At 69.5% G+C, this 25,365-nt stretch carries 27 protein-coding genes and 1 tRNA gene; 12 read left to right on the top strand and 16 right to left on the bottom strand.

Features of this window, described 5'->3' with window-relative positions:
- Positions 1 to 324: 324 nt before the first annotated feature.
- The 7 genes from AX769_RS07800 to galU all read right to left on the bottom strand — a co-directional run bounded on the left by AX769_RS07800 (position 325) and on the right by galU (position 6,287).
- Positions 325 to 1,920 (bottom strand): methyltransferase, encoded by a 1,596-nt coding sequence (locus tag AX769_RS07800; protein ID WP_066277864.1) that lies wholly within the window; start codon positions 1,918 to 1,920, stop codon positions 325 to 327.
- 350 nt (positions 1,921 to 2,270) lie between these two features.
- Positions 2,271 to 2,552, bottom strand: coding sequence for a hypothetical protein (locus AX769_RS07795; RefSeq protein ID WP_066277861.1), 282 nt, complete (start codon positions 2,550 to 2,552; stop codon positions 2,271 to 2,273).
- 22 nt (positions 2,553 to 2,574) lie between these two features.
- Positions 2,575 to 3,117, bottom strand: coding sequence for a hypothetical protein (locus AX769_RS07790; protein WP_157887509.1), 543 nt, complete (start codon positions 3,115 to 3,117; stop codon positions 2,575 to 2,577).
- 237 nt (positions 3,118 to 3,354) lie between these two features.
- Positions 3,355 to 3,427 (bottom strand) — tRNA-Ala (locus AX769_RS07785).
- Between the two features lie 54 nt (positions 3,428 to 3,481).
- Positions 3,482 to 4,633, bottom strand: a complete 1,152-nt coding sequence (locus AX769_RS07780) for a DUF3040 domain-containing protein (protein ID WP_066277857.1) — start codon at positions 4,631 to 4,633, stop codon at positions 3,482 to 3,484.
- Positions 4,634 to 4,724: 91 nt separating this feature from the next.
- Positions 4,725 to 5,363: a GNAT family N-acetyltransferase gene (locus AX769_RS07775; RefSeq protein WP_066277855.1), complete on the bottom strand. Its 639-nt coding sequence runs from the start codon at positions 5,361 to 5,363 to the stop codon at positions 4,725 to 4,727.
- A gap of 30 nt (positions 5,364 to 5,393) precedes the next feature.
- Complete coding sequence (gene galU, locus AX769_RS07770) at positions 5,394 to 6,287, bottom strand: UTP--glucose-1-phosphate uridylyltransferase GalU (protein ID WP_066277851.1); 894 nt, start codon at positions 6,285 to 6,287, stop codon at positions 5,394 to 5,396.
- 51 nt (positions 6,288 to 6,338) lie between these two features.
- Here galU and AX769_RS07765 point away from each other — a divergent pair, with 51 nt between their 5' ends.
- The 3 genes from AX769_RS07765 to mscL are packed head-to-tail and all read left to right on the top strand — an operon-like array spanning position 6,339 to position 7,847.
- Positions 6,339 to 6,920 (top strand): 5-formyltetrahydrofolate cyclo-ligase, encoded by a 582-nt coding sequence (locus AX769_RS07765; RefSeq protein ID WP_066277847.1) that lies wholly within the window; start codon positions 6,339 to 6,341, stop codon positions 6,918 to 6,920.
- Between the two features lie 14 nt (positions 6,921 to 6,934).
- Positions 6,935 to 7,297 carry an FmdB family zinc ribbon protein gene (locus tag AX769_RS07760; RefSeq protein ID WP_066277844.1) on the top strand — a complete coding sequence of 121 codons (363 nt, stop codon included), beginning with the start codon at positions 6,935 to 6,937 and terminating at the stop codon, positions 7,295 to 7,297.
- Positions 7,298 to 7,343: 46 nt separating this feature from the next.
- The gene (gene mscL / locus AX769_RS07755) at positions 7,344 to 7,847 is read left to right on the top strand and encodes a large conductance mechanosensitive channel protein MscL (protein WP_066277843.1); all 504 of its coding nucleotides are present in this window, start codon (positions 7,344 to 7,346) and stop codon (positions 7,845 to 7,847) included.
- Positions 7,848 to 7,935: 88 nt separating this feature from the next.
- Here mscL and AX769_RS25105 read toward each other — a convergent pair whose 3' ends face one another.
- From AX769_RS25105 to AX769_RS23825, 5 genes are read right to left on the bottom strand one after another with little or no spacing between them, the layout of a single operon-like run.
- Positions 7,936 to 8,124, bottom strand: coding sequence for an ABC transporter permease (locus AX769_RS25105; protein ID WP_369824093.1), 189 nt, complete (start codon positions 8,122 to 8,124; stop codon positions 7,936 to 7,938).
- Positions 8,112 to 9,128 (bottom strand): ABC transporter permease, encoded by a 1,017-nt coding sequence (locus tag AX769_RS07750; RefSeq protein ID WP_239451971.1) that lies wholly within the window; start codon positions 9,126 to 9,128, stop codon positions 8,112 to 8,114. The genes AX769_RS25105 and AX769_RS07750 overlap by 13 nt, the downstream gene beginning before the upstream one ends.
- Positions 9,125 to 9,841, bottom strand: a complete 717-nt coding sequence (locus tag AX769_RS07745; protein WP_066277841.1) for an ABC transporter ATP-binding protein — start codon at positions 9,839 to 9,841, stop codon at positions 9,125 to 9,127. The genes AX769_RS07750 and AX769_RS07745 overlap by 4 nt, the downstream gene beginning before the upstream one ends.
- Positions 9,838 to 10,893 (bottom strand): peptidoglycan-binding protein, encoded by a 1,056-nt coding sequence (locus AX769_RS22960; protein ID WP_157887508.1) that lies wholly within the window; start codon positions 10,891 to 10,893, stop codon positions 9,838 to 9,840. The genes AX769_RS07745 and AX769_RS22960 overlap by 4 nt, the downstream gene beginning before the upstream one ends.
- Positions 10,890 to 11,369 carry a hypothetical protein gene (locus tag AX769_RS23825; RefSeq protein ID WP_066277835.1) on the bottom strand — a complete coding sequence of 160 codons (480 nt, stop codon included), beginning with the start codon at positions 11,367 to 11,369 and terminating at the stop codon, positions 10,890 to 10,892. The genes AX769_RS22960 and AX769_RS23825 overlap by 4 nt, the downstream gene beginning before the upstream one ends.
- 158 nt (positions 11,370 to 11,527) lie before the next feature.
- Here AX769_RS23825 and AX769_RS07730 point away from each other — a divergent pair, with 158 nt between their 5' ends.
- Both AX769_RS07730 and AX769_RS07725 read left to right on the top strand, forming a co-directional pair.
- The gene (locus AX769_RS07730) at positions 11,528 to 12,199 is read left to right on the top strand and encodes a response regulator transcription factor (protein ID WP_066277833.1); all 672 of its coding nucleotides are present in this window, start codon (positions 11,528 to 11,530) and stop codon (positions 12,197 to 12,199) included.
- Positions 12,200 to 12,222: 23 nt separating this feature from the next.
- Entirely contained in the window at positions 12,223 to 13,410 is a 1,188-nt protein-coding gene (locus AX769_RS07725; protein WP_157887507.1) for a HAMP domain-containing sensor histidine kinase, read from the top strand.
- Between the two features lie 81 nt (positions 13,411 to 13,491).
- Here the strand turns inward: AX769_RS07725 and AX769_RS07720 are convergent, their stop codons facing one another.
- Complete coding sequence (locus AX769_RS07720) at positions 13,492 to 13,704, bottom strand: hypothetical protein (protein WP_066277830.1); 213 nt, start codon at positions 13,702 to 13,704, stop codon at positions 13,492 to 13,494.
- Positions 13,705 to 13,711: 7 nt separating this feature from the next.
- Entirely contained in the window at positions 13,712 to 17,560 is a 3,849-nt protein-coding gene (locus AX769_RS07715; RefSeq protein ID WP_082763564.1) for an AAA family ATPase, read from the bottom strand.
- Positions 17,561 to 17,714: 154 nt separating this feature from the next.
- On the opposite strand from AX769_RS07715, the gene AX769_RS07710 reads away from it, so the two are divergent.
- From AX769_RS07710 to AX769_RS07695, 4 genes are all read left to right on the top strand, one after another.
- Positions 17,715 to 18,149, top strand: a complete 435-nt coding sequence (locus tag AX769_RS07710) for a hypothetical protein (protein WP_066277827.1) — start codon at positions 17,715 to 17,717, stop codon at positions 18,147 to 18,149.
- Positions 18,150 to 18,212: 63 nt separating this feature from the next.
- Complete coding sequence (locus AX769_RS07705) at positions 18,213 to 18,404, top strand: YegP family protein (protein WP_066277822.1); 192 nt, start codon at positions 18,213 to 18,215, stop codon at positions 18,402 to 18,404.
- 53 nt (positions 18,405 to 18,457) lie between these two features.
- Positions 18,458 to 19,102 carry a DUF4166 domain-containing protein gene (locus AX769_RS07700; protein ID WP_066277820.1) on the top strand — a complete coding sequence of 215 codons (645 nt, stop codon included), beginning with the start codon at positions 18,458 to 18,460 and terminating at the stop codon, positions 19,100 to 19,102.
- On the top strand, positions 19,102 to 20,067 hold the full coding sequence (locus AX769_RS07695) for an epimerase (protein ID WP_066277816.1): 966 nt from the start codon (positions 19,102 to 19,104) through the stop codon (positions 20,065 to 20,067). Before AX769_RS07700 ends, AX769_RS07695 begins: the two co-directional genes overlap by 1 nt.
- On the opposite strand, the gene AX769_RS07690 is transcribed toward AX769_RS07695, so the two are convergent.
- Positions 20,064 to 21,281, bottom strand: coding sequence for a GAF domain-containing protein (locus tag AX769_RS07690; RefSeq protein ID WP_066277814.1), 1,218 nt, complete (start codon positions 21,279 to 21,281; stop codon positions 20,064 to 20,066). The genes AX769_RS07695 and AX769_RS07690 overlap by 4 nt on opposite strands.
- Before the next feature lie 107 nt (positions 21,282 to 21,388).
- On the opposite strand from AX769_RS07690, the gene AX769_RS07685 reads away from it, so the two are divergent.
- The 3 genes from AX769_RS07685 to AX769_RS07675 are packed head-to-tail and all read left to right on the top strand — an operon-like array spanning position 21,389 to position 24,070.
- Entirely contained in the window at positions 21,389 to 22,360 is a 972-nt protein-coding gene (locus AX769_RS07685) for a heavy metal-binding domain-containing protein (RefSeq protein WP_157887506.1), read from the top strand.
- Between the two features lie 55 nt (positions 22,361 to 22,415).
- Positions 22,416 to 23,240 carry a heavy metal-binding domain-containing protein gene (locus AX769_RS07680; protein WP_066277811.1) on the top strand — a complete coding sequence of 275 codons (825 nt, stop codon included), beginning with the start codon at positions 22,416 to 22,418 and terminating at the stop codon, positions 23,238 to 23,240.
- A 2-nt stretch (positions 23,241 to 23,242) separates the two neighbouring features.
- Complete coding sequence (locus tag AX769_RS07675) at positions 23,243 to 24,070, top strand: hypothetical protein (RefSeq protein WP_066277809.1); 828 nt, start codon at positions 23,243 to 23,245, stop codon at positions 24,068 to 24,070.
- Between the two features lie 15 nt (positions 24,071 to 24,085).
- Here AX769_RS07675 and AX769_RS07670 read toward each other — a convergent pair whose 3' ends face one another.
- Positions 24,086 to 25,348, bottom strand: a complete 1,263-nt coding sequence (locus AX769_RS07670; RefSeq protein WP_066283315.1) for a toxic anion resistance protein — start codon at positions 25,346 to 25,348, stop codon at positions 24,086 to 24,088.
- Positions 25,349 to 25,365: the final 17 nt, after the last annotated feature.

The following is a 25,365-nucleotide window of genomic DNA, read 5'->3' as shown; positions in this document are numbered from 1 at the left end:
GCGGGTGAATGAGGATGCGCCCCGTCGACGAGCGTGGGGCTCGGACAGGGCGCATCGAGCGCTCGTGACGGATCCTCCCGTGCGGAATCGGATCAGGTGATTGCCGCACGGTCGGCGCCAGAGGGGCGCAGTGCCTCGGTAACCAGCCGAGAGCGATGCCCACGCTATATGACTTCGTATCGAATTGGTGGGTGAAATCGGGGTGATAGACGAGTCGGTCGAGGGGCCCCTCCGCAGCGTCGGGGCACGGATGTCACTGCTCGGGGCACACGCCCAGGCCGAGGCTCCGAAATTCACGTCGTTGCCATCGGGGCGACACGGCCCTCAAAAAAGCAGGATGCCGCAGCTCACCAGCTCGCGCAGCTGCGGCAGCAGCTCCGCCCGCAGCTCGGCTTCGGGCGCGTCGAGCAAGTGCGCCAGCGCTCCCACGATCGCCGCCGAGCTGAGGTCTCCGTCGCTGGCACCGACGAGCGCCGACAGCGCCGTGCCCGACTCGATCGTGCGCGCGAACCCGCCGCCCTGCGTCAGCTGGATGACGGTCGGGTCGTCGTTGCCCGGCCAGTAGTGCCGCGTCTCGGTCACGTCACCGGCCACGCGCAGCCTGGTGGCGAGCAACTCGCCGTCGCTCATGTCGCGCAGGCGATCCATCGCCTCGAGGCACAGCAGCAGGTGCGGGCCGAGCCCCACGTCGGGCGAGCCGATGCCGCCCGTGCCGAGAGCGCCTGCGAGACGCTCGATGCGTTCGACGGGGCGAGCCGCCGGATCCTGCGCTCCTGTCACGACCGCGCGGCTCGCCGGTCGCCGCAGAGTGATGTAGCCGAATCCGATCTCGCTGACGCCGCGCTCGTCGAAATCGTCGAGCCAGGCCTCGTAGAGCCGTTCGAAGTCGGGCGAGCCCGGGCGCGTGCCGCCGTCGCGGATCCACGTCTCGGAGTAGCTCGTCGCGTCTTGCACCTCGCGTTCGACCGCCCAGACGTCGAGCGGCACTACGCCGCGCGACACCCAGTCGACCACCGAGTAGGCGCCGCGCTTGCCGGGGCCGCCGGTCTCCCAGTTGCCGAGCAGCTGGGCTACACCGCCCGGGGCGAGGTGGTCGCCCGCTCCGGCCACGACCGTGGCGACCAGCTCGTCGCCGACCATGCCGCCGTCGCGATACTCGTACGCCGGCACGCCCTCGGTGCGGGGCGTGATCACGAACGGCGGATTCGAGACGATGTGGTCGAACATCTCACCCTCGACCGGCTCGTAGAGGCTGCCGAGCCTGAACTCGACACCGCCGATGAGGTTGAGCTCGACGTTGAACCGTGCGAAGCCCAGGGCGCGCTCGGAGATGTCGGTCGCGACGACGTGCCGCGCATGCCGGGCGGCGTGCATCGCCTGGATGCCGCAACCGGTGCCGAGGTCGAGGGCGCGCTCGACGCGCCGCGGGATCATGAGGCCGCTCAACGTGTTCGACGCACCCCCGATGCCGAGCACGTGGTCTTCGCGCAGCGGCCCCTGCAACGCCATCTCGCCGAGGTCGGAGGCCACCCACCAGTTCGCCTCCCCGGCCGAGTCGACGAACGAGTACGGGCGGAGGTCGACCAGGGGCGCCGTCACGTCGCCTTCGACATGCAGCAGGTGCAGGGCCGCGGCACCGTCCAGCCCGAGGGTCGGCAACGCGGCGGCAACATCGGCCGCGGGCTGCGGATAGCCCAGGATCCAGAGCTTCGCGAGCGTGTCCGAGGCCCGCTCGCGCCCCGATGCCGGGCGGCGGCTCTCGAGGGCGCGGCGTGCGGCGATCCTCTCGCCCCGGAAGAGCGCTGCGCCCCCGGCGGCGCCCCAGGCGCCGGCCCCGCTCAGCCGCCCCACCGTGAACAGCGAGTGGTCGAGGTCACGGCGGAGGGCCGCGATCAGGTCGGGGCGGAAGGCGGGAGGCACCCGTCCATCCTGCCCTGTCCGGCCGCGGGGCCCGTCGCTGGCTCCTCGATCGCGAGGAGGCCCGCGCATGCCCCGGGCCCGCACACGGCTCGCGGCCCCGCCGTACAGTTGCGCTTGAATCCCGACCAGTATTAGAATTCCGGTGGTAACACCGGGGATCGTGTTCATCCCTAGCTCTCCATCGGAGACACTTCGAGGCCCAGGTTCGCTGTTACGGACCTGGGCCTCATGCTTCCCTCGATTGGTTGGGGAACGCAGCGCCAGGAGCCTTCGCCGACAGGTCAGCTCCCGAGACGAGCTTACCCAAGTCTGTATTGACATACCAGTCTGCGCCACGGCGACATCCTGGGTCAGACCAGGCGAAGGCGCCCCTTTCCGACTGGCAAAAGAGGAGCTCGATAGCTGAGAGACGCCGGGAGGGGCTCGGCGAGAGTGAGGTCGGCTGTGCCGAATCGCCAGAGCCGGTTGAAGAGGTAGACGCCGATGGATGTGCCGGGCCGCACCTGCCAGGTGCCGCGACCCCACTGCGCCGGCTGCCCGCGCCCGTCGATCACGACGGTCGGCTTCGGATACCACCCCAGCCCCGGCTTCTCCAGAACGAGCTCGATCCGCACTGCCCCGTCATCGCCCACGCTCTCACCCTATCCGCCCGCGTCAGCGACCGAGAGCAGAGGCGACGGCGACAATCGTCAGCCAGCAGTCAAACAGGAATAATAGAATCGCCTCCGGCGCAGCCAAGAAGTTGACCCAGACCTCAATTGATCCATGCAATCGGCGATATTTTGGAGCGGATCGGGCTCGGCGGTCGAACAAATGGGCGCTCATCAGTTCAACGCCGTATTCACCTGCCCGGATACTTTTTCTTAGGGCTTTGGCGCGACCCCGCCGTCGGAGGCGCAGAAGGTCCGCTGAAAGCCAGGCCGAAAGGATGAAGCCGGCGAAGTCGAGTGCAACCACGAGAAACGTCTTGAGATTCGATCCCATCTCATTGAAGATCGCCCGCGATGTTGACCACCGCGAGGCATCTAGTCCGACGGCACCGCCCAGGTATGACGTGAAGATGATAAGTGCCGTAGCCCAAAGAAAAGCGAGAAACCACCTCAATCGTGCCAGGAGAAGGCTCTGGTCAGTCAGCGGAACCGGGCGGGGGCTGATCGCGAGTATCAGGATCATAGGCAAGAGGATCACGATGGCCATGAGGGTCACGGGAAGGACTGCCAAGGAAGTTCGACTTAGTGCTGCGGTACTGAGAACCACCAGCCCAATACCCGCAGGGCACACGAGCCGAGGTCGAGACCAGCGTAAAAGTTTGTCGTTCATGCGGATGAGTTGGTCGGTAGGGGTGACGCCTGGCGAATGAGATGAGACCCGTCTGAAATCAATGAGCTTCAGACAAGAATGGCCCGCCCCTCAGGGCGAGCCATTTCATGCGGGTGGAGCTAAGGGGATTCGAACCCCTGACCTTCTCATTGCGAACGAGACGCGCTACCAACTGCGCCATAGCCCCAAACTGCGCTCCAACGATATCACCCTGCCGGAGGGCCTCATGACCAGCGCAGGGTCAGACGGCGCGGCGACGCTGCAGGATCTCGTCGAGGCGGAGATCCTGCGTCTCGCCCTCGTCGATGTAGCCCATGCGTGCGAACGGGCTGTCGGCCGCGGCTGGCAGAGTGACGGCGACGGGGCGGGCGACGACGGGCTCGGGTGCCGCGACCTCGGGCTCAGCGCGACCAGCCTCCGCGGCAGCAACAGCCCCGACGGGGGCGCTCGAGAGAACCACCTGCTCGCTCTGCGCCTGCAGAGCCGCTTCTGCCCGAGCGACCTCGCGGAGGGCGTTCTGCTGGGCTTCGAGACGCGAACGCTCCTGCGCCTCGCGGAGGGCTGCGGCCGAGCGCTCGGCCGCCGCGCGGAGGGCGTCGGTGTCGCCCGACGCGGTCGGCGAGCCGGCCACGGCCGACGAGCGGGCGAGGGCCCGAGCCGACCCGCGCCGCATGTACAGGGGGCGCGGCATCGCGACCGGGGTCCACTCGCGGGTGGCGGTCTGCGCGACCGATGCCGTGGCATCCTGCGCCCCGTCGTCGAGGGCGGTCGTGCGGGGTGCGAAGTCCTGGAAGTCCTGCGCGACCTGAGGCGACACCACGGTCGCGGCGACCGGGGCCGCGACGAGGCGTCGGGCGCGGGCACGCGAGACCGCGGCGAGCTGGCCCAGGATCACGATGGAGCCCGCCCCGGCCACGGCAGCAGCGACGACGAGCAGCCAGGTGCTGGCGAAGTGCGTGAGCCCGAACACCAGCAGGGCGATGCTGGCGACGAGCACGAGGGTCGACACCAGGCGGGTGCGACGCAGTCGGCGCGCAGCGAGCGCGGGTTCGCTGTCGGCGGCGCGAAGGGCGGGCGCGGTCGCGGCGAGCTCGCGGGTGATGGCCCGCTGCCGGGCCGCCTCCTGAGCGCGGCGGATCGCCTCGCGCTTGGCCTCTTCGCTGCGGAGGATCTTCTGCGCCGTGGCGACCGACTTCGCGTTGGCCTCGACCCGGATCTCGTCGGGCAGCTCGGCCGTCTGGGCGAGGATCCGCAGGGTCTGCTGCAGCCGGACGGCGTTGCGCTCGGTGGCGAGGTACTGCTGGCGCTTGGCCCACGACGGGATCAGGTAGACGAGCCAGAGCGCGGCGACCAGACCGAGGACAATGCCTCCACCCCACGAGCTGATTCCCATGGTGGCAAGGGTATGAGTGCCCTCGTGCGGATCCTGGTTGATCCCGGGGTGTGTCCGGCAGCGGACTGCAGGCTCGAGGCCGCGCGGCCGGTCAGGAGTGCGACGCGTCGATCTGCGCGTCGGGCGGCACGCTGCCCTGCCCGAGCGGCACTCGGCCCTCCAGCCAGCGGCGGAGGACGCCCTCGCGCACCTCTTCGGCCACGAGCGCGAAGCAGAAGTGGTCGCGCCAGTCGCCGTTGATGTGGATGTAGCGGCGGCGCAGGCCCTCGTAGCGGAAGCCGAGCTTCTCGACGACGCGCAAGCTGGGGCCGTTCTCGGGCCGGATGCAGATCTCCATCCGGTGGAGCCCCAGGCGCTGGAAGCAGTAGTCGGTCGCGAGCGCCACGGCGGTCGGCGTCGCGTTGTAGCCTGCGGCGGCCTCGGTCACCCAATAGCCGATCGTCGCCGAGGCGAGCGAGCCGTAGGTGATGCCCGAGACATTGAGCTGGCCGATGAACCGGCCGTCGAGCTCGATGGCGAAGGGCAGGCCGAGCCCCGCTCGCGCATTGTTCTGCAGCGAGCGGATGCTCGACCTGACGTCGATCGATGTGAACCCGTGCGGGTTCGTGGCCTCCCACTGCCGCAGCCAGGAGCGGTTTTCGGCCAGGGCGCGATCGAGGTCGCGAGAATCACGCAGGCGAAGGGGCCGGATACCGATCCGCCCCTGCGCCAGCGTGGGGATGGTGGTCACTTCGTCGTCTCTGCCTCACTGGTGCCGGTGCTACTCGAGACCGGTGGTGAACTCCTTCAGCCAGGTCTTGAGATCTGCGCCGAGATCTTCTCGGTCGCTGGCGAGCTGGATGATCGCCTTGATGTAGTCGAGTTTGTCACCCGTGTCGTACCGGCGTCCACGGAACACGACGCCGTAGACGCCGCCGGTCCACTCTTCGGCTCCGGCCATCTTCTCGAGGGCGTCGGTCAGCTGGATCTCGCCGCCCTTGCCGGGCGCCTGCTTCTCGAGCACGTCGAAGACCTCGGGGCGCAGCACGTAACGGCCGATGATCGCGAGATTCGACGGCGCCTCGCCCTGGGCGGGCTTCTCGACCATGCCGGTGATCTTCACGACGTCGTCCTCGTCGGTGGCCTCGACCGTGGCGACACCGTAGAGGTGCGTCATCGACTCGGGCACTTCGAGCAGCGCGACGACCGACGCGTTCTTCCTGCCCTGCACCTCGAGCATGCGAGAGAGCAGCGGGTCGCGGGCGTCGATGATGTCGTCGCCGAGCAGCACGGCGAACGGCTCACGGCCGACGTGCATCCTGGCGCGCAGCACGGCGTGGCCGAGGCCCAGCGGGTCGCCCTGGCGCACGTAGTGCATGTCGGCGAGGTCGGTGGACTGGTTGACCTTCGCGAGCTTCTCGTGGTCGCCCTTCTTGCGAAGGGTCTCCTCGAGCTCCGACACGTGGTCGAAGTGGTTCTCGAGCGCGTTCTTGTTGCGGCCCGTGATCATGAGCACATCGGTGAGGCCGGCCGCGACGGCCTCCTCGACAACGTACTGGATGGCCGGCTTGTCGACGACCGCGAGCATCTCCTTCGGGATGGCCTTGGTGGCGGGCAGGAAGCGAGTCCCCAGCCCTGCTGCGGGAATGACGGCTTTAGTAATGGTGAATCCCATGCCGGTCAGCGTATCTATTTACAACGTTACCGTGCAGTTAAGATTGCGGGCATGACTGACGAGGTCGGCGACGCGAAGCGTGCCCTGCGAAGAGAACTCCGCACCAGACGGCGGAACATGGGTGACGCTGCGCTCGCCGAGTCCACCGAAAGGCTGACGGCGCATCTGACGACGGTGGCCCTCGAACTGGGGGTGAAGTCGATCTCGGCCTACCTCTCGGCCGAGCACGAGCCGAACACGCGCCCCTTCCTCAACTGGGCCAACGGGCAGGGCATCCGCGTGCTCTTCCCCATCACGCGTGCCGACGGCCTGCTCGACTGGACGCTCTCGACCGACTTCGAGACCGAGACCGAGGGCCTCTTCGGCCTGCCCGAGCCGGTGGGCGAGATCCTGAGCCCCATGGCCATCAACGACGTCGACCTGATCGTCGTGCCCGCGGCCCAGATCGACCACACCGGCATGCGCATGGGCTGGGGCAAGGGCTACTTCGACAAGACACTCGGCTCGATGGCGAGGCGCCCGCCGGTTTATGCTGTGGTGTTCGACTCGGAGTACGTCGAGTCCGTTCCGAGCGAGCGGCACGACCAGCCCGTCGACGGCGTCGTCACCCCGTCGGGCGTCCACACCTTCTAAGCCTCAGGATCCCTGTGCCCACCTACAGCTACCGCTGCACCGAATGCGACAACGCGTTCGACATCCACCAGTCGTTCTCGGACGACACCCTCACGGTCTGCCCGGTCTGCGGCGGCAAGCTGCGCAAGGTCTTCAGCCCGGTCGGCGTGACCTTCAACGGGTCGGGCTTCTATCGCACCGACTCGCGGGCGAAGACGTCGTCGTCGTCCGACGGCGGGTCGTCGTCCGGCGCGGGTTCCGATTCCGGCTCGGGCTCGGGCTCGGCGGCGAAGGTCGAGGGCGCAGGTTCAGGCGGGTCGGCTCCGAAAGAGAGCAAGCCGTCGACTCCCGCTCCCTCCAAACCCGCGACGTCGGGTGGCTCGACACCTTCTTCGTAAGCCCGATACGCTCCAAGGGACCAGTCATCGACCTGAAGGAGCACCCGTGAAGGGCTTCAAAGAGTTCATCCTGCGCGGCAACGTCATCGATCTGGCCGTCGCGGTCGTCATCGGTGCTGCCTTCACCGCGATCGTCACCTCGCTCGTGACGAACATCTTCAACCCGCTGATCGGTGCGATCTTCAACGCGTCGATGCTCGACAAGGCCCTCGTCGTCTCGATCCCGACCGCCTCGGGCGGCCACGCGCAGCTCATGTTCGGAGCCGTGATCGGTGCGGCCATCAACTTCGTCATCATCGCGGCCGTCGTCTACTTCTGCCTCGTGCTGCCGATCAACCACCTGCTCAAGACCGCCTTCGCGAAGCAGAAAGAGACCGAGGGCACCCCGCAGGACGTGCCGCCGACCGACGTCGAGATCCTGAGCGAGATCCGCGACCTCCTTCGCGCTCAGAACACCTCGCTGAACGCGACCGGAGGCTCGCACGCCGCTGAGGTGCCTCCGCCCGCCCCGACGGGCACCACCGGCGTCCCCGGCATCCCCTCTGCCTGATCTCCGCCCGTTTTACCTATAGGTGCGGCCCTCCCGACAGGAAGTTTCCTGTCGGGAGGGCCGCACCTATAGGTAGAACGGAGGGGGGTCAGCTCTGCAGCGCCTCGGTGGGCGGGATGCGCGCAGCGCGCATAGCCGGGTAGAGGCCGGCGAGGGCGCCGATGACGAGGGTCGCGCCGAGGCCGCCGACCAGCACCACGGGCGGGATGGCGATGGGCCAGCCGTTGCCGAGGGCGAATGCGGCCGTCACCCCGCAGCCGATCACTACGCCGGCCAGACCGCCGAGCAGCGACAGGAACAGCGCCTCGGCGAGGAACTGCCGCCGGATGTGCGGCCGCGCCGCCCGAGTGAGCGCCGCAGCCCGATCTCCTTGCGCCGCTCGAGCACCGAGATCACCATCGTGTTCGCGACTCCGATGCCGCCGACGAGCAGTGCGACCGACCCCAGCCCGACCAGCAGCCCGGTGAAGGCCTGATCCGAGGCCTGTTTGGCGGCGAGGGCATCGGACGGCCGCCCGATCTTCACGTCGCTCGGCGACTGGGGCGACACCGTCGCCGCGATGAGCGGCCGCACCTGCTCGATCCGGCTCTCGTCGGCGCGCATGTAGACGCTCGTCGGGTGCACTCGCTTGCCGAGCGCCGAGTCGCCCTGCGGCTCTCCCATCAGCACCGAGATGTCGAGCTCGGGCGCGAGCTCGATGGGGTCGAGGATTCCGCCCACGGTGTAGACGTCGTCGCCGATCAGGACGTGCTCGCCTGCAGTCGAGACGCCGAGCTTCTCGGCCGCCTTCGCGCCGAGCACGACGACCGGATATCGGCTCGTGCCGTCGGTGAACCAGGATCCTCGGGCGAGGTGACCGCCCACCACACCGAGCAGCTGCATCGAAGCCGTCATGACCGTGAGGCCGTTCGTGTCGCTCTTCAGCGTGGCCGCGCTGCGGTAGGCGCTGACGTCTTTCAGCAGGCCGACCGTCCCCGCGTTCTCAACGCCGTCGACCCTCTCGACCAGCCCCTGCACCTCGTAGGGCAGCGGCCGCTCGTCGCCGAAGACGGTCTCGCCGGGCGCCGCAGTGAGCAGGTTCGTGCCGAGCCGGTCGAGGGCCGCGGCGAGCTGTGCCTGGCTCGACGACGAGATGCCCACGACGGCGATCATCGCCGCGATTCCGATGGCGATGCCGAGCGCCGACAGGATCGCGCGCGTCGGCCGCGCGACGAGCCCGGCGAAACCCAGGCGCGCGACGTCGGAGGGCAGCAGCTTCGAGGGGGAGACGACGACGCTCACGACAGACCTCCCGCCGTGACGACCACTCGCTCGGACGCCGTGCGGCTGTCAGCGGTCAGTTGCCCATCGCGGATCATGATGCGACGCGGCAGCTTCTCGGCGAGGGCGTTGTCGTGCGTGATGACGATGATCGACGTCCCCTCGCCGTGCAGCTCGTGCAGCAGGTCGACGATGCCGGCGCCCGACTTCGAGTCGAGGTTGCCAGTCGGCTCGTCGGCGAGCAGCATGGGCGGACGGTGCACCACGGCCCGGGCGATGGCGACCCTCTGGCGTTCGCCGCCCGACAGTTGGTTCGGCTGGTGCCCCAGCCGGTGGCCGAGGCCGACGCGCTCGAGGGCCTCGACCGCTCGCATCCTGCGTTCCCTCAGCGGGACGCCGGAATACAGGAGCCCGTTGGCAACGTTGTCGGTCGCGGTCACGCCTTCGCTCAGGTGGAACTGCTGGAAGACGAAGCCGATGCGGCGGGCTCGGAGGCCCGACAGCTCGGCGTCGGTCTGCCCGGCGACGTCGATGCCGTCGATCAGCACGCTGCCGCCAGTCGGCCGGTCGAGGGTGCCGAGCACGTTGAGCAGTGTCGACTTGCCCGAGCCGGAGGGGCCGACGATCGCCAGCATCTCGCCGCGATCGACGGTGAGCGAGACTCCGTCGAGGGCCCTGGTCGGCGGGCGACCGTACTCGCGGCTCACGTCGCGGAGCTCGACGACGTGCGTCATGCCGGCACCACGACCTTCTGACCGGCCCGGAGGGCGCCCTTCGTGACCTCGACCCGGTCGCCGGCGAAGAGGCCGACCTCGACAGAGACGTTCTTGATGACGCCGCCGTCGCCGACGGTCTGCACGACGAACCCGCCACCGTTCTTCGCACCGAGCGCGGTGACCGGCACCGAGAGCACGTGCTTGCGGGTCGCCGAGACGAAGTCGACGCTCACGTCGAGCCGGCTCAGGCCGCCGACCTTGGTCGGGTCGTCGAACGAGACTGTGACCGGCACTGTGACCTTGCCGTCGTCGTCGGTCGCAGGATCACCGACGCGCGTCACCTTGCCGGGCAACGTCCCGACCGTCGGAACCTGCACCTCGGCGGCCCCGCCCACCTTCGCGAGCGGCGAGCCGACCGGCAGGTCGACGGTGGCGACCTTCGTCGTCCCCGTCGTGGAATAGGCGGGTGCGCCCGGGGCAACCTGCTGGCCGACGTCGACCCTGCGGTCGGAGACGACCTGGTCGCCCCGGCCGAACCAGATCCGGCCCAGCTCGATGGTGCCGGTGCGCGGCTGCCCGGTGTCGCGCTGCCAGCGGTCGATCGCGACGCGGGTGTTCCAGTCGAAGTGCTCGGTCGGCGCCTGGCCGAGATAGCCCCAGGTGTGCAGGTTCTCTTCGAGCTGCTTGATGTCGGGGCCGTCGTTCATGCCCTGCTCGAAGGCGCGCCACTGCGGCAGGGCGCCCGAGAAGTAGGTGACCGGCTGGTTGTCGACGCGGTAGAGCTCGTCTCGCGGCTTCACGACGGTGCCGACTGCGGGGATGCTCGTCAGGGTGCCGGAGGGCCCAACGGGCACGGTCGCGCCCGGAGTGCCGGCGAGGGTGCCCTGCTTCGTGGTCGTGCCGCGCAGGTCGCCCTCATCGACCACGGCCGTGCCGGTGCGCACCGTCTGTGAGACCGAATCGGCCTTCGCCTCGTCTCCGTGACGGTTGGACAGCAGGATGCCACCGGTCACCAGGACGGCCGCCCCCGCAATGCAGGCGGTCGCCGCGACCGCTCGTCGCCGCCTCACTTGCCGCCACCTCCGACGTTTCGCTGTTCGCCGAGCCCGCATGCGGACAACTCGGCCTCGGGTACCTCGTCGTCGAAGGTGATTCCGCCGCCGGAGTCCTTCACCGCGTAGCCCTTCTTCCGCAGGCAGTCGGCGGCCTTCGAGTAGACGCCCTCCCACTTCGTGGCCTCCTCGGAGAGCGGCTCGTCGCCCAGTTTCTGCTTCACCGTGGTCGTGCACTTCTCGTTCGCATCGTCGTACGCGTCCTGATCGTCGATTTTCTGCTGGCTCGCTCCGCCGTCGGGGTCCGGGTCCTTCCAGTCGAGTCCGTGGTCGCGCATGCACGACGCGAAGGCGAGCTGCCAGTCGAGGGCAGTGGCCTGCGCCTTCGTGTCTTTCGCCGGGGATTCCTCCTCCGCCGAGGAGGTGCACGAGGTCAAGCCGAGTCCGAGTGTCAGCACTGCGGCAAGGGCGATCGCGGTCTTGGTGAGTGTCATGGGGTTCCTTTCTCTGGTCGGGCTGGGAGCCGACACGGGCGTCGGCCATGAACCCACTTCATCGGGGTCGGCATTGCGAGAGCGTCAGTGATATTTCTTATCTTTCTCTGATGTCCGTCGCGTATCGTCGATGCGTCCGCCCGACGAGAGGAGTTTCGATGCGAGTGCTGATCGCCGAAGACGAGGTGTATCTGGCCGAGGCCGTCCAGACGGTTCTCAGTCGCGAGGGCATGGCCGTCGACGTCGTCCACGACGGTGCCGAAGCCCTCGAGCGCCTGAGCTACACCGACTACGACGTCGTGGTGCTCGACCGCGACCTGCCTGAGGTGCACGGCGACGACGTCTGCCGTGCCATCGCGACCGACGGGTCGGGCACGGCCGTGCTCATGCTGACCGCTGCGGGGCGTCTCGACGAGAAGGTGCGAGGGTTCGAGATCGGCGCCGACGACTACCTCGCCAAGCCGTTCGAATTCCGCGAGCTGGTGGCCCGGCTGCGGAGCCTCGCGAGGCGCCCGCGCGAGGCGAGGCCCCCGATCCTGGAGGCCGGCGATCTGAAGCTCGACGTCTTCCGCCGCGAGGTCTACCGCGACGGCCGCTACATCAAGCTCAGCCGCAAGGAGTTCGCCGTGCTCGAGGTGCTGCTCGGTGCCGAGGGCGGCGTCGTCAGCGCTGAAGCCCTGCTCGAGAAGGCGTGGGACGAGAACGCCGACCCGTTCACCAACTCGGTGCGGGTGACGATCTCGACGCTTCGCCGACGCCTCGGCGAGCCCGGCCTCATCGCCACGGTGTCGGGTTCGGGCTATCGCATCGCCGTGGCAGGGTCACGGTGATCGGCGGGTTCGTCGCCAGGTCAGTGGCTCGGTTCCGACCGGGTCGCAGCGCCAGGATCCGGCTCACGCTGGCCTTCGCCGCGGTGGTGACCGTCGTCGGCGGGTCGATCGTCGCCTCGGTCTACCTGGTGATGCGCTTCCTGCCGAGTTACCACATCACGAGTGCACGCCAGGCCGAGTCGGAGTACGTCGAGGGGCAGGAATCCGTCGAGGCCGGTTCCGGGCACGCGGTCATCGCTCCGTCGCTCGTGCCCTCGGCGGAGGGGCCGAGCGGAGTCTCTGCCGCCGAGGGTGGCGTGGGGATCGTCGCCCTGCAGAGCGCCGACGACATCCTGCGACTGCTGTTGACGGCGTCGCTGATCGTCTTCGCCGTGGTGCTCGTCGCGGGCGTCGTGATCAGCTGGATCGTGGCCGGGCGCGTGCTCCGCCCCGTCGAGCAGATCACCGCTGCTGCTCGCGACGCCGCCTCGGGTCGCCTCGACCATCGCATCGCCCACACGGGCCCTCCCGACGAGTTCGGGCGGTTGGCCGACACGTTCGACGACATGCTCGAGCGGCTGCAGCGCTCGTTCGAGGCACAGCGGCGGTTCGCCTCGAACGCGTCGCACGAGCTGCGCACGCCCCTGGCGACGACGCAGGCGCTGCTCGACGTCGCCCTCCTCGACCCCGACGACTTCGACCGCGAGACTCTCACCACGAAGCTGCGCGAGACGAACACCCGCAACATCGAGACGGTCGAGGCGCTGCTCGCGTTCTCCGACGCTCAGGCGGGGACGACGGCGACCGACCGTGTCGAGCTCGACGACGTGGCGCGCGAGGTCATGGCTACCTGCCAGGCCGACGCCGCCGAGCGTGACATCGTCATTCACTCCACGATCGCGGCGTCGACGATCCGCGGCGATGCGACACTCGTGCGCCTGCTGGTGAGCAACCTCGTCTCGAACGCGATCCGCTACAACCTCACCGGTGGCGACGTGTGGCTGATGGTCTCCGACCAGTCGGTTCGTGTCGAGAACACGGGCGTCGTCATCGCCGACCACGTGCTGCCGCGGCTGACCGAGCCGTTCTTCCGGGCGGCCGGCCGCGTGACGAACTCGCACGGGCTGGGGCTCGCCCTCGTCGATGCGATCGCGAGCGGCCACGGCGCCGCGCTCGAGCTGGCGGCACGCCGCACCGGCGGCCTCGTCGTCGAGGTCACCTTCACGAAGTAGCCACCGACGGCCCGGGGCCCTCCATTCCGCAGGAAAGACCGGATATTTCCGCGGGATCCTGCCGAAAAGAAAGGTCGAGGGCTACCAGTGCGGCGGCTTGTCGGCCTTCAGACGCTGGTCGTTGTCGTGCGAGTCGACGCGCCGGTCGACGGGGGCCGGGGCCGGGTCGGTGCCCGGCACGGGGTCCGTCGTGACCCGCCGCCCGCGCTTCCGCACCACCGGGGTCGGAGCCGCGGGCTCTGCGATCGGGCCGGAATCAGGATCCTGCGCACCCGCTTCGTCGCTGTGCACCACGACCGGCTCAGTGCGAGTTGACGTGCTGACGCGCCGACACCGAGCCAGGGCCGTCGGTCGGCCGCGTGCTCAGGCCGAGCACGTCGGCGATCCGGGTCGCGACGGCATCCGGGTCGGTGAAGAGCTGGAAGGCGTGCACGCGCACGTAGTGCCAGCCGAGACGGCGCAGGATCTCGGGGCGCTCACGCAGCGACTCGCGGAGGCTCGACGCGACGAGGGTGGAGTCGGTCTCGATGGTGACGCAGATGCCGTCGTTGGCACAGACCAGCCCGAGCTTGCCGCGGTGGCCGAGGGCGACCGGGATGCCCTTCCCCTCGAGGCGGCGAGCGAGGTCGACGAGCATGGGGTCGCTGTCGTCGGGCACGTGCTCGGCCGACGTTCGCACCTGCACCTCGCTCAGGATCTCGGCGAGAGCGACGGTGCCGTGGCCCATCCGGTCGGCGTCGATGTCGCTCGGCTGGAAGCAGGTGACGATCACCATCGAGCGGCGCGCGCGGGTCATCGCGACGGCGAGCAGCCGCTCGCCACCAGGCTGACCGAGCGCGCCGAAGTCGCTGAGCACGCGGCCGTGCGGGGTTCGACCGTAGCCGATGGAGAAGACGACGTGGTCGCGGCTCTGGGCGACGCTCTGCTCGAGGGTCGCCACCATGAACGGCTCGCGGCGGTCGCCGACGACGAACTCGGTGAGGTCTTTGTGGCCGCTGACGGCGGTGAGCACGGCCTGCTGCACGCGGATGGCGTGCTTCGCGCTGGCCGTGATGACCATGAGCGACTCGGTCGGGCGGGTGCGGGCGTGGTCGAGCACGAGGGCGACGACGCGGTCGACCTCGGCGTCGACGCTCTCGACGGCGCCGGACTCGGGGTCGGGCACGGCGGTGCCACCCGAGACGTAGTCGAGCGAGATGCTGCCATGGCCGAGGAAGGAACCGGCCCAGGGCAGCGACTCGATGCGCCCGCCGTAGAAGCGGCGATTGACGAGCTCGGCGAGGTCTTCGCCGCCGGCACGGTAGCTGCGCGTGAGCGACAGCGTCGGCAGAAGGGTGGCGAGCTGCGCGAGAGCGCTCTGCTCGTGCAACAGCGTCAGACGTGACTCGGCCGACGCGACTTCGCTCTCGTCGACGCGGTCGTCGCCGTCACGGCCGACCGAGGCCGCCCGCGAAGGGGGCGCGGGCGCCTCGTCGACGAACGTTGCGATGGCGATCGAGAAGTCGGACGGGGTCTCTGTGACCGGGTCACCGAAAGCGACGGTCTGCTTGCCGCGGCGGATTGCGCCCACGTTCTCAGCGAGGGTCGTGGCACCCGCGTCGACCAGGATCACGGTGTCGAAGGGCACCGTGTCGGCGATCCTGTGCACCTCGTAGGGCGACGCGACCCAGACGGGTGCGACCGAGCGGGAGAGGTGCGGGGCGGCGTCTTGAAGGTGGCGGCCGGTGACGTGGTCGTGGCGCAGCAGCTGCTTGAGCTGGGCGGCCTCTTCGGGCCAGTCGACGAGGCCGATCTTCCAATTCTCGGCGAGCTGCCAGCCGAGCGACTGGGCGCTGCCGGCCGCGTGCGCCTCGTCGACGAGACGGAAGTCGGCTTCGAGGCGGTCGAGCATGGCGGTGTTGGCACCGAGGAGGGCACGGTCGGCCTCGAGCAGCGACTCGAGCGCCGAGCGCCACCAGGCGAGCTCGAGCTCGGCGGCGACCTGGGCCTCGGGCACGTGGCGGTTGGCGAGATCGGTGATGAGCGGCGCGAGCTCGAGGTCGCGGAGCGTGGTCATCAGCTCGGTGCGCTCTTGGAGGTTGTTCAGCACGTCGCTCTCGGCGGCGAGCACCTCGAGCTTCTGCACGAGCTCGTCGGTGCCGATCACCTCGAGCAGGTCGTCGCTCGTCAGGGCGAGCGGCTTGTCGAGCTGGGCGAGGTCGTCGGCGACCTGCTTCTGCAGGCTCAGCGCGTCGGCGACGCCGGTCGGCACCTCGGGCGGCGTGCCGGCGGCGACGTAGCGCTGCCAGAGGATGCGCTGCTGCTGCACGCGCTGCAAGGCCTCGTGCAGGTCGGGCACATGCATGCCGGGCCGGACGTACTCGCGGGCGAGCTTTTTGAGGCGACGGCGATTGGCGCCCGACATCTCGCCGTCGTGGCGGTTCGAGGTCGCCTCGACGAGCTCGGAGACCGAGCGGTCGAACACGACGGGCAGGAACTTGTCGAGGGTGTCTTGGATGTCGGCGAGGAGGTTCAGATAGATGCCGACCTCCTGCACGCTGACGAAGGGGCGCATGCGAGTCGAACCGACCACCTCGGTGGCGCGCTCGAGCAGGTGCGGCACGTCGCGGTGGTAGAGGTTCTTGGCGAGCTGGTGCGCTTGGCCGGCGGTCAACCGGGTGCCCGCGCCATCGTCGAAGCGCGCGCCGTACCAGGGCGAATCGCCCGGGCCGTAGCGGAACTCGCCGAGGTTCGCGGCGTTGACCATCGTCTCGGCGACGCGCCCGCGCCCCTCGACCATCGACTCGACGCTGTGCCGGCTGAGCCGGGCGGTCGTCGCCGGGGCTGACGGCAGAAGGGCCAGGCGCGCCAGCTCGGTGAGGCAGTCGAGCACCGAGACCCCGAGGGCAGGATCACGACGACTCAGGGCGCCGCGGTAGTCGACCAGCACGCGGCGCAGGCGCACGAGGGCGTCGTCGACATCGGCAGTGCTCGGCTGACCGGCCTTCTCGTTGCGGCCGATGGCCTTGATCACGTCGCGGCGCAGAGTCGTCGGCGAGACGGCAACGCCGGGAAGGCCGACCTCGGTGAGGCGCGACGAGATCGCATTCAGAGTGGCGCGACGGGCGCTGACGACGAGCACGCGCTTGTTCTGCCCGACGAGGGTGCCGATCGTGTTGACGATCGTCTGCGTGCCTCCGGTGCCGGGCAGCGTCTTGACGACGACCGAGTTGCCGGCCGTGATCTGCGCCACGACGTTCTCCTGCTCGGTGTCGGCGTCCAGCAGGAGGGTGTCGGTCTCGGGGCTGCGCTCGTCTTGCGGCGTGGCCGTGACGGGACGGTACGCCGAGCGGATCTGCTGCAGCGCGGTCGGGTTGCCGGCGAGCGCGTCGAGCACGGGGTGGCTGAGGTCGGCCGCGTCGTCGACCATGGCCCGCGAGACCTCGGCGAAGGTGGAGACGACGAGTCGCGGCTGCACGCTGAAGCCGTCGAGGTGCGCCGTCAGCCCGCGCAGGCGGTCGATCACGGGGTTGGGTGTGAAGGCGCCGCCACGATCGGCGAGCGCGACGAACGCGGACGCGTCGAGGGCGATGCCGAACTGGTCGCGCAGGGCGTCGGCGAGCGCGGGGTTGAGCGACGGGCGCCCGAGTAGCTTGACCTCGAAGTCGCGGCCGTGACGTCGGATCGCGAGCGGTCGCAGCAGCAGCGGTGCCCGGAAGGTCTCACCGGCGTAGGCCCACTGGGCGATGCCGATGGCCAGGTTCACGGCGTCGATGCCGCGGACGGTGCTGAGTTCAAGGCCCTTGGCCGCGATCTCGCCGGCAGCGAGACGCGCCGAGCGCAGAGCGAGGTCGTCGCGGATCAGGCTCGAGAGCAGCGTGGTCTTGCCGGTGATGAACTGCGCGAGGCCGCCAGGATGCGTCGTGGACAGCTCGATCCGCGTGCGAGGCGCATCACGGAAGTGCAGCAGCGTCGACGCCCCGCCGACATCCGCCAGCCGACCCCGCCAGTCGTCCCACATCGGATCGGCGACATTGCCGACGGCGAGCCGCGGGTCGCCGAGGCTCAGAGTGTGGGGCTGCGTCGCGCCCGGGGTCGACGGAGGCAGGGGCGACTGCACACCGGAATCGATTCCGCCGTCGTCGCCATCGGGATTCTCCACGCGCCACACACTCCGACCTTAAGGCGTCCGGCCCGGGAATGCGGGGAGGACGGGCGGATTTTCGCGACCCGAGCGACGCTCGGGGATTTTCGTCGGTGTTTCGGGCATACTGTGCTCATATATCCCGAGTGATAGCCCGAATGATTATGAAATAGGAGCACATATGCCGTTCGAGCAGAAGTACACGCCGGAGACCCGCGAAGCGTCGCTCGCACGCGTTCTGGATCGTCGCGAGGCCGAGCCGGGCAACCGCAGCATCATTCGCGAGACCGCCGAGCAGTTCGACGTGGGCGAGCAGTCACTGCGCGGTTGGATCCGCGCCTGGGAGAAGGCGAACGCCCCGGCCGTCGAGGCGAGCGAGCCCGAGCCCGCCGCCGCACCGGCCGCATCCACCGCCACCGCCTCGGTGGCCGCCGCACCCGTCACGACCGTCGCACCGGCCGAGAAGGCGGCGGCCGACGGGCGCCGCGGACCGGGCCGCCCCTCCGCCGCAGCCGGCGCCGAGAGCCGCATCGTCGAGCTCGAGGCCGAGGTCGCCAAGCTGCGCCGCGACCGCGAGGCGCTCAAGGGCGCCCTCGCCGTGCTGCTCGACGCCTGACGCCTCTAAGCTGATCTCCCCCGGTTCACAAAGGCCGGGGTCCGCCTACGACAAGGGGTAACCATGCCAGGCAAGTTCGTTCTCACGAAGTCCGACTCCGGTTCGTTCCACTTCAACCTCGTCTCGCCCAACGGCCAGGTCATCGCCTCCAGCGAGAGCTACACGACCAAGGGTGCGGCACAGAACGGCATCGACGCCGTTCGCACGGTCGCGGTCGACGCCGTCGTCGACGATCAGACGGGCACGCGCAGCTGATCCACAGCACGGCCGCCGCTAATACGGCGCTGCTCGAGCGATAGCGTCGTCGTATGCCGTCGCCCTACGAGATCGTGCTCGGTGATGAGCTCGCGCGCCTGCACCCGCGGCTCGGGGAGTACTTCGGCGAGATCTCGGCCGGGTCGGTCGGCCGCGGGGCGGGCGTGTTCGACCGCGTCGGCACGCCGAGGCGCTGGCTCTGGCCCGTCCTGGCACTGCTCGCGCGAGAGGGAATCGCATTCCCCGTCTGGCAGGAGGGCGTGCCCTTCGACGTCGAGAACCGGCCCCTCCGCGACCAGCACGGCGACATCGCCGTCGGCGCGAGGCGGACCTTCCATCTCCAGGGTGGCACCCGGGTCATGGTCGACGCGATCACAGCAGACAACCGGGGCGAGGGCGGGGCGTGGCGTCTCGTCGACCACCTCGGACCGGGGCGCCGGCTGAGCGCCTCGCTCGGCGCGTCGGTGCGCGACGGGGCGCTGACGCTTCGGTCGACCGGAGTCGGGGTGCGTGTCGGAAGGCGACGCCTCCCGATCCTGCCGCTCGTCGCCCCGCTGGTGACGTTGACCGAGCGGTTCGACGACGACGCCCAGAAGCAGCACGTGTCGATAGCGCTGTCGATGCCCGTCATCGGGCGCGTGTACGAATACTCGGGCTTTTTCACATATAACGTCGAGACGGAACACCAGGGGAAATAATGCCGCTTCATATCGTGCTCGCCGGAGCATCGGGCTTCATCGGCTCGTATCTCGCCGAGTCGTACCGCGCGGAGGGCGCGCGTGTCAGCCTGATCGGGCGCTCTGGGCCCGACGCGCGCTGGGGCGACACCGCCGCTATGACGCGCGTGCTCGAAGGCGCCGACATGCTGATCAACCTCGCCGGCAAGAGCGTCAACTGCCGGTACAACGAGGCCAACCGGCGTGAGATCCTGCGCTCCCGTGTCGAGACGACGCGCGAGCTGGCCGAGGCGGTCGCCGGATGCGAGGCTCCGCCGGCCCTCTGGCTCAACTCCTCGACCGCGACGATCTACCGGCACGCCGAAGACCGCGCCCAGACCGAGTCGACGGGCGAGATCGGGCACGGCTTCTCGGTGTCGATCGCGACGACGTGGGAGGACGAGTTCTTCTCGCACGAGACTCCCGGCACACGCAAGGTCGCGCTGCGGATGGCGATCGTGCTCGGCGACGGGAGCGCCCTGATCCCGCTGATCTATTTGGCGAGGTTCGGCCTCGGCGGCCCGCAGCTCGACGGCCCGTGGCCCGAGACCGCCGCGCGTCGGGAGGCCGGCACGTATCACGCGTTCGGCGCCCGGGGCGGGCTGCAGAAGTTCAGCTGGATCCACGTCGAGGACGTGCTGCGCGCGATCGAGTTCATCCGTGAGCACGACGACATGGACGGCGTGGTGAACCTCGCGTCGCCGAACCCGAGTGACAACCGCAGCATGACGCGGGACCTCCGCCACGCCCTCGGCGTGCGAGTCGGGCTTCCGGCGTGGCGCTGGATGCTCGAGATCGGCTCGGCCGTGATCCGCACCGAGGTCGAGCTGGTGCTGAAGAGCCGCTGGGTCGTGCCCGAGCGCCTCACCGCGGCCGGCTTCGAGTTCGCGCATCCGTATCTCGACGTCGCCCTCGGGCAGATCGTCGACGAGCGCGCGGGGCGCTAAGCCGCCGCGGCCGGTGTCTCTTCCGGCTCGGCCGCACCGGCAGCCAGCTCGCGCTGGACCAGCAGGGCGAGCTCACGCAGCAGCACGAGGTCGACGCTGTCGGCCGACCGCGGCTCGGGGTCGGTGACGCAGAGCGCGCCGATGCGCACGCCGTCGGGCGACTCGACCGGGTGGCCGGCGTAGAAGCGGACCGCCGGGTGCGTCACGAACCGGTCGTCGTGCCACACGTCCGGTACCACGAAGGGCCGACCGCTGCGGATCGTGACCGCGCACATCGCGCCGCGCAGGGGCACCTCGCTGCGGCCGACGCCCGAGAACGACTTGTTGAACAGACGACCCTCGTCGACGATCGAGAACGCCGCGCCGGCCGTGCCGAGCAGCAGCCGGGCCCGCTCGGTGATGTCGTCGAACCGCTTCTCGGCCGGCGAGTCGAGGAGGCCCAGAGCGCGGATGGCCTCGAGCCGCACCTCGTCGCTCTGCGGCTGGTGGCGTGCGTCGCGCGCCGACGGGCCGCGGCCGACGTGATGGTCGAGCAGGGGTGCCAGCATCGCGGCGTGATCCTGGGCCCAGAGCCGGAAGCGGTCGGTGCCGGCGGGCGCCAGCTCGGCCGTGAGCTCGGGCGGCTCGACGAAGTGGGTGCGGGTGCGCGCCTCGCAGATCTGGCGCGTGACCTCGTCGAGGCGTTCTCCGTGCCGGTCGACGAGGCCGGCCTCCCGTACCGAGAACGCGGCGATGGAACTCGGCCGGTGGATCCCGACGAGCACGATCTCGCACGTCTCGTGCGCGTTCGCGTCGATGACGTCGAGCAGCTCGAGGAGCCCCTGCTTCCACCGGCCGAGCGAGGTGAGCCGCAGTGCGTCGCTGACGCCGAGCACGATGACGACGGCGTCGTAGCCGCCGAGGCGATCGACGGGCACGGCCTGGGCTGCGCTTCGGATCGTGACGACCGGGTCGGCGACCACGTCGACGTCGACGCCGCGGCCGGTCAGGGCGCTGAGCTTGCGGGCGAGGTGGCCGGGCAGCGCCAGGTCGTGGCTGCGGACGCCCCAGCCGACGGCCGCGCCGTTGCCGAAGATCAGGATGCGATCGGGGTCGATGCCGGGAGCGTGCGCCTGGGGTGCGTCATCCGGTCGCGGCACGCCGAGTCGCCCGCCGACGGCGCCGTACTTGCCGCGGAGGAAGGGCAGGGAGAGATGATGCAGGATCGAAGGCACCCTCTGATTCTGACGGTGCGCCACGGGTGTCGCACAGCCCCACAAGGGGAGTCCGCCGTTCTGAGGACTGTCTGGTCACGCCGAGGTCGGGGTGCTTGGATGAGCACGTGAGTCAATGGACGGACGGCCTTCCCCCGGCAGCGCATGAGCGCATTGCCCGGCAGCACGCCAGCGGCACGACCGGGTCGCTGTTCTCAGCGCCGGCTGCCGCAGCGGCGAAGAGCGCGGGGCTGGCCCCGGTAGGCGAGGTGTTCGGCTCGATCGCCATGAACCTCGGCTGGTCGGGCAACGGCTGCAACTACTACGGCATGCGCATGGGCGGCGGCATGGGCGGTTTTGGCGGAGGCCTCCTCGGCGGCAACGCCTTCGGCTATCAGACCCCCGTCACGACCTCGGGCGACCACGGCGGCTACGCCGGCTTTGCACCCTACGTGAAGGCGTTCGAACACGGCTGGCACGAGGCGATCAATCGGATGCTCGCCGAGGCCCGGATGCTCGGCGCCGAGGGCGTCGTCGGCGTCGAGGTGACCCGCGTGCGCATCGACGCGTCGGCGTACGAGTTCACCGCGATCGGCACGGCGGTGCGCAGCGTCGACACCTCGCTCGTCGCACGCCCGAAGGTGCAGGGCGAGATCTGGTACGCCAACCTCTCGGCCGAAGACGTCGCCAGCGCCATCCACTCCGGCTTCCAGCCGCGCGAGATGGCGCTCGGCCTCTCGGTGTCGACCAAGCACGAGGACTACCAGCTCAAGCAGCAGCGCTCGGCCTGGGCCGGCAACCAGGAGATCGACGGGCTCACCCTGCTCGTCAACGCCGCCCGTCACGACGCGCGCAACCAGCTGGTCGCCCGCGCCAAGCGCGACGGGGGCGCCGACCTCGTCATCACCCACCAGAGCGTCACCGAGTTCGAGACGCCCTGCGGCGAAGAGGTCGACCTGCACGCCGAGGCCGTCTTCATCGGCACGATCCTGGTGCCGGGGCCGATGCGCGACTTCCGCACGAAAGACCGACCGGCGACCGCGAAGGTGACGACCGTCCTGCCGCTCACCGACAACGACGTGCGCACCCGACGACGCTGACGCCCAACCTGAATCTCTCGCTCCACCTACCGACCGCCCGACAGAAAGAACACCGATGTCCGACTCCCCCGATCTCTCCGCAGTCTCGCTGCCAGCCGATGCGAGGGCGCGTCTCGCCGACGGCAAAGCGCGGCTCTTCACCTCCGACCTCTCGGTCAACGAGTTCCTGCTCGTGCGCCAGGCCGGCTTCAAACCGGTCGGCCTCGTGCTCGGCTCGAGCGTCTACCACGTGGGCATCCAGGTGGGCCGCTGGTCGAAGAACATGGAGATGGACAAGCTCAGCCAGGCGATGTACCACGCCCGCGAGCTCGCCATGACCCGCATGGAGGCCGAGGCCGAGGCGCTCGGCGCCGACGGCATCGTCGGGGTCCGCCTCGAGATCGAGTTCAAAGAGTATGGCAACGACCTCGCCGAGTTCATCGCCATCGGCACGGCCGTCGTGGCCGACGAGGCGCCGCCCGTGGGCAAGTGGCGCAACAACAAGAACCTCCCCTTCACCTCCGATCTGTCGGGCCAGGATTTCTGGACGCTGATCCAGTCGGGCTACGTGCCGCAGGGCCTCGTCATGGGCACGTGCGTCTACCACATCGCCCACCGCGGCATGATGGCGTCGATGGGCACGATGGGGCAGAACGTCGAGATCCCCACCTACACCGAGGCGCTCTACGACGCTCGTGAGCTGGCCATGGGCCGCATGCAGGCCGAGGCCGAACAACTGGCCGCCGAGGGCATCGTCGGCGTGCAGCTGCTGTCGCAGTCGCACCGCTGGGGCGGCCACACGACCGAGTTCTTCGCCATCGGCACGGCCGTGCGCCCGCTGCGCGACGATCACGTCATCGCGACGCCCTCTCTGGTGCTCCCTCTCACCGACGGGCGCTGACTTTGAGTCTGAACCCCCTCTCGGCCCAGCCCACCGACGACCCGCAGGCTCTCATGGCGAGCCTCGTCGAGGGTGCCGCCCGCGCTCTGCCGGGCGGCGTCGTCGACAGCGTGCTCGAGGTCGAGCGCGCCCGCAGCCTCAAGGATCGCCTCTCAGGGGGCGCTGGGACGATCACGCAGCTGAAGCTGACCACCCCGAAAGACGCGCTCACCCTCCGGCTCGACGGCAAACGTCTCGTCGGCGAATCCGCGTACGTCTCGGGCGGCGTCATCATCTCGCGCAAGACCCTGTCGCTCGGCGACTGGCTGACCGCCTTCGCGGGCGAGATCGCCGCCGTCGCGGCCGACGCCGCCGGTGACGCCGCGTCAGCCGCGCGCGCCCTCCAGGTGCTCGGCGTCGCGCCCGCCGGCTCCGACGTGGTCGTCGACGACTCCGATGTCGACACCGGCCTACGCCTCCTGTCGGCGCGCCTCGACGGGCGCATCCCGCCCACCGCGGGCGAGATCGTCGCCCGCATCGCGAGTGCGTTGCGCGACACGTTGCCGCGCGTCCTCGGGGGCGGAGACACCGAGATCCTGGTGCGTCGCACGGCGACCGTCTACCTGCCCGACACGATCAAGGCCTACGTGGCGCTGCCCGCCGACTGGGCCAGGTCGCACCGCTTCACCGACGGGTCGACCGCCGCCGACCTTCTCGTCGCGCAGCTCGAGACCCTCGACGAGGCGGTCGGCAGGATGCGAGACGCCGCGATCGAGCAGGACGCCTCGGCGCTGCTCGTCAACGGCGCCTTCCTGTCGGACCGCTTCGCCCAGTCGAGCCTGGAGATCTGACCCCTCGCCCTTGCTCTAGCTTTCGATCGCACCCGGGGTGGTCGTCGTGCCGCTGCCGAGTTGCCCGTCGCGGACCTGCTCGGAGCGGCTGCGCTCGAGGTAGCTGCGCGACCGCTCGATCTGGCCCTCGAGCGCCGTGACGGTGCTCTGCATACCCTCGACGGCCTTGGCACGGTAGCTGTCGATGTCGTTCATCGTCGCGAAGACGTTGTCGAAGGCGTGCTGCAGCGTCTCGACGCTGACGCCCGAGTTGGTCGCCTGCTCGTGGATCATGCCCGTCTGCTGCTTGAGCAGCTCGCTGGTGCGGCCGATCATCGTGTTCGTCGCCTCGTTGAGGGCGCCGATCTGGTCGAGCACGAGTCGCTGGTTTGCCAGGGCCTGCGCGACGACGACCGCTGTGCGGAGGGCTGCGACGGTCGTGGTGCGAGCCCGCTCGACGCCTTTGATCAGCTCGAGGTTGTTCTTGCGGATCATGTCGAGGGCGAGATAGCCCTGCACCGACACGGCGATCTGCGTCGTGAGGTCCTGCCGGCGCTGGCGGATCGGGAACAGCGCGTCGGCCAGCAGCGAGTCGGCGGCCTTCGGGTCGGTGGCGCGGAGCTCGTCGGCCTTCTTGCTGGTGGCCTCGTCGAGGGCCGCGGCGAGGGTGGCGTACTCGCTGAGCTTGCCCATCGTCGTCCAGAGGTTCTGGCGCTCCAGCTCGATCGACGCGTTGTCTTTGCGCAGGCCGTCCTGGCCGGAGACGAGCGCGTTGACGATGGCGTCGAGCTGCTTTTGCGACGACTCGTACCGCTGAAAATAGTGGGTGATCTTCTTGCTGCCGGGCAGGTGGCCGAGCACTCGGCGCACACCAGTCATCTCGGCACGCGCGGGGTCGAGATCGGTGATCGTGGAGCGGAGATCCTGCAGGCTCTTGGCCACCTTCGCTTGCGGGGCTGCGGCGTCGCCCTTGCCCTTGATCGCAGCCAGCGACGTCGACGGGCGCTCGAGCATGCGGTTCGAGACCGCCGAGCTCGACGTGATCTCTTTCTCGCCCATGCGAACGATGTCGTCGATCTTCTTGGTGAAGGCCGGGCTGCCAGGCTCCTCCTCGGCGAGGCTCGCGACGAACTGGGCGGCCTTCTGCTGAAGCTCGGACTGCTTGTCGGCGGGGATCGCGACCATGCCGACGGCCTGGTCGTTGTCGATCTCGGGCACCGCGGCGGGCGGTGTGAGAGCGATGCCTTGGGCGGGCTCCTCCGGTGGGGTCAGCGGCTGGCTCAGATCGAGGTCGGACATCGGCATCCCTTCGCGTG

Origin of the sequence: Frondihabitans sp. PAMC 28766 (assembly GCF_001577365.1) — a bacterium.
GTDB lineage: Bacteria > Actinomycetota > Actinomycetes > Actinomycetales > Microbacteriaceae > Frondihabitans.
This window is presented reverse-complemented; position numbering and strand designations above follow the sequence as displayed.

Excerpts from the sequence above, each read along its gene's own strand:
- AX769_RS07790 (WP_157887509.1), bottom strand. The coding sequence starts at position 3,117 with ATGGCCATCGTGATCCTCTTGCCTATGATCCTGATACTCGCGATCAGC.
- AX769_RS07670 (WP_066283315.1), bottom strand. The coding sequence starts at position 25,348 with ATGTCCGACCTCGATCTGAGCCAGCCGCTGACCCCACCGGAGGAGCCC.
- AX769_RS07745 (WP_066277841.1), bottom strand. The coding sequence starts at position 9,841 with ATGACGCACGTCGTCGAGCTCCGCGACGTGAGCCGCGAGTACGGTCGC.
- AX769_RS07695 (WP_066277816.1), top strand. The coding sequence starts at position 19,102 with ATGCCGCTTCATATCGTGCTCGCCGGAGCATCGGGCTTCATCGGCTCG.
- AX769_RS23825 (WP_066277835.1), bottom strand. The coding sequence starts at position 11,369 with ATGACACTCACCAAGACCGCGATCGCCCTTGCCGCAGTGCTGACACTC.
- AX769_RS07700 (WP_066277820.1), top strand. The coding sequence starts at position 18,458 with ATGCCGTCGCCCTACGAGATCGTGCTCGGTGATGAGCTCGCGCGCCTG.
- galU (WP_066277851.1), bottom strand. The coding sequence starts at position 6,287 with ATGGGATTCACCATTACTAAAGCCGTCATTCCCGCAGCAGGGCTGGGG.
- AX769_RS07765 (WP_066277847.1), top strand. The coding sequence starts at position 6,339 with ATGACTGACGAGGTCGGCGACGCGAAGCGTGCCCTGCGAAGAGAACTC.
- AX769_RS07680 (WP_066277811.1), top strand. The coding sequence starts at position 22,416 with ATGTCCGACTCCCCCGATCTCTCCGCAGTCTCGCTGCCAGCCGATGCG.
- AX769_RS07705 (WP_066277822.1), top strand. The coding sequence starts at position 18,213 with ATGCCAGGCAAGTTCGTTCTCACGAAGTCCGACTCCGGTTCGTTCCAC.
- AX769_RS07780 (WP_066277857.1), bottom strand. The coding sequence starts at position 4,633 with ATGGGAATCAGCTCGTGGGGTGGAGGCATTGTCCTCGGTCTGGTCGCC.
- AX769_RS07710 (WP_066277827.1), top strand. The coding sequence starts at position 17,715 with ATGCCGTTCGAGCAGAAGTACACGCCGGAGACCCGCGAAGCGTCGCTC.
- AX769_RS07730 (WP_066277833.1), top strand. The coding sequence starts at position 11,528 with ATGCGAGTGCTGATCGCCGAAGACGAGGTGTATCTGGCCGAGGCCGTC.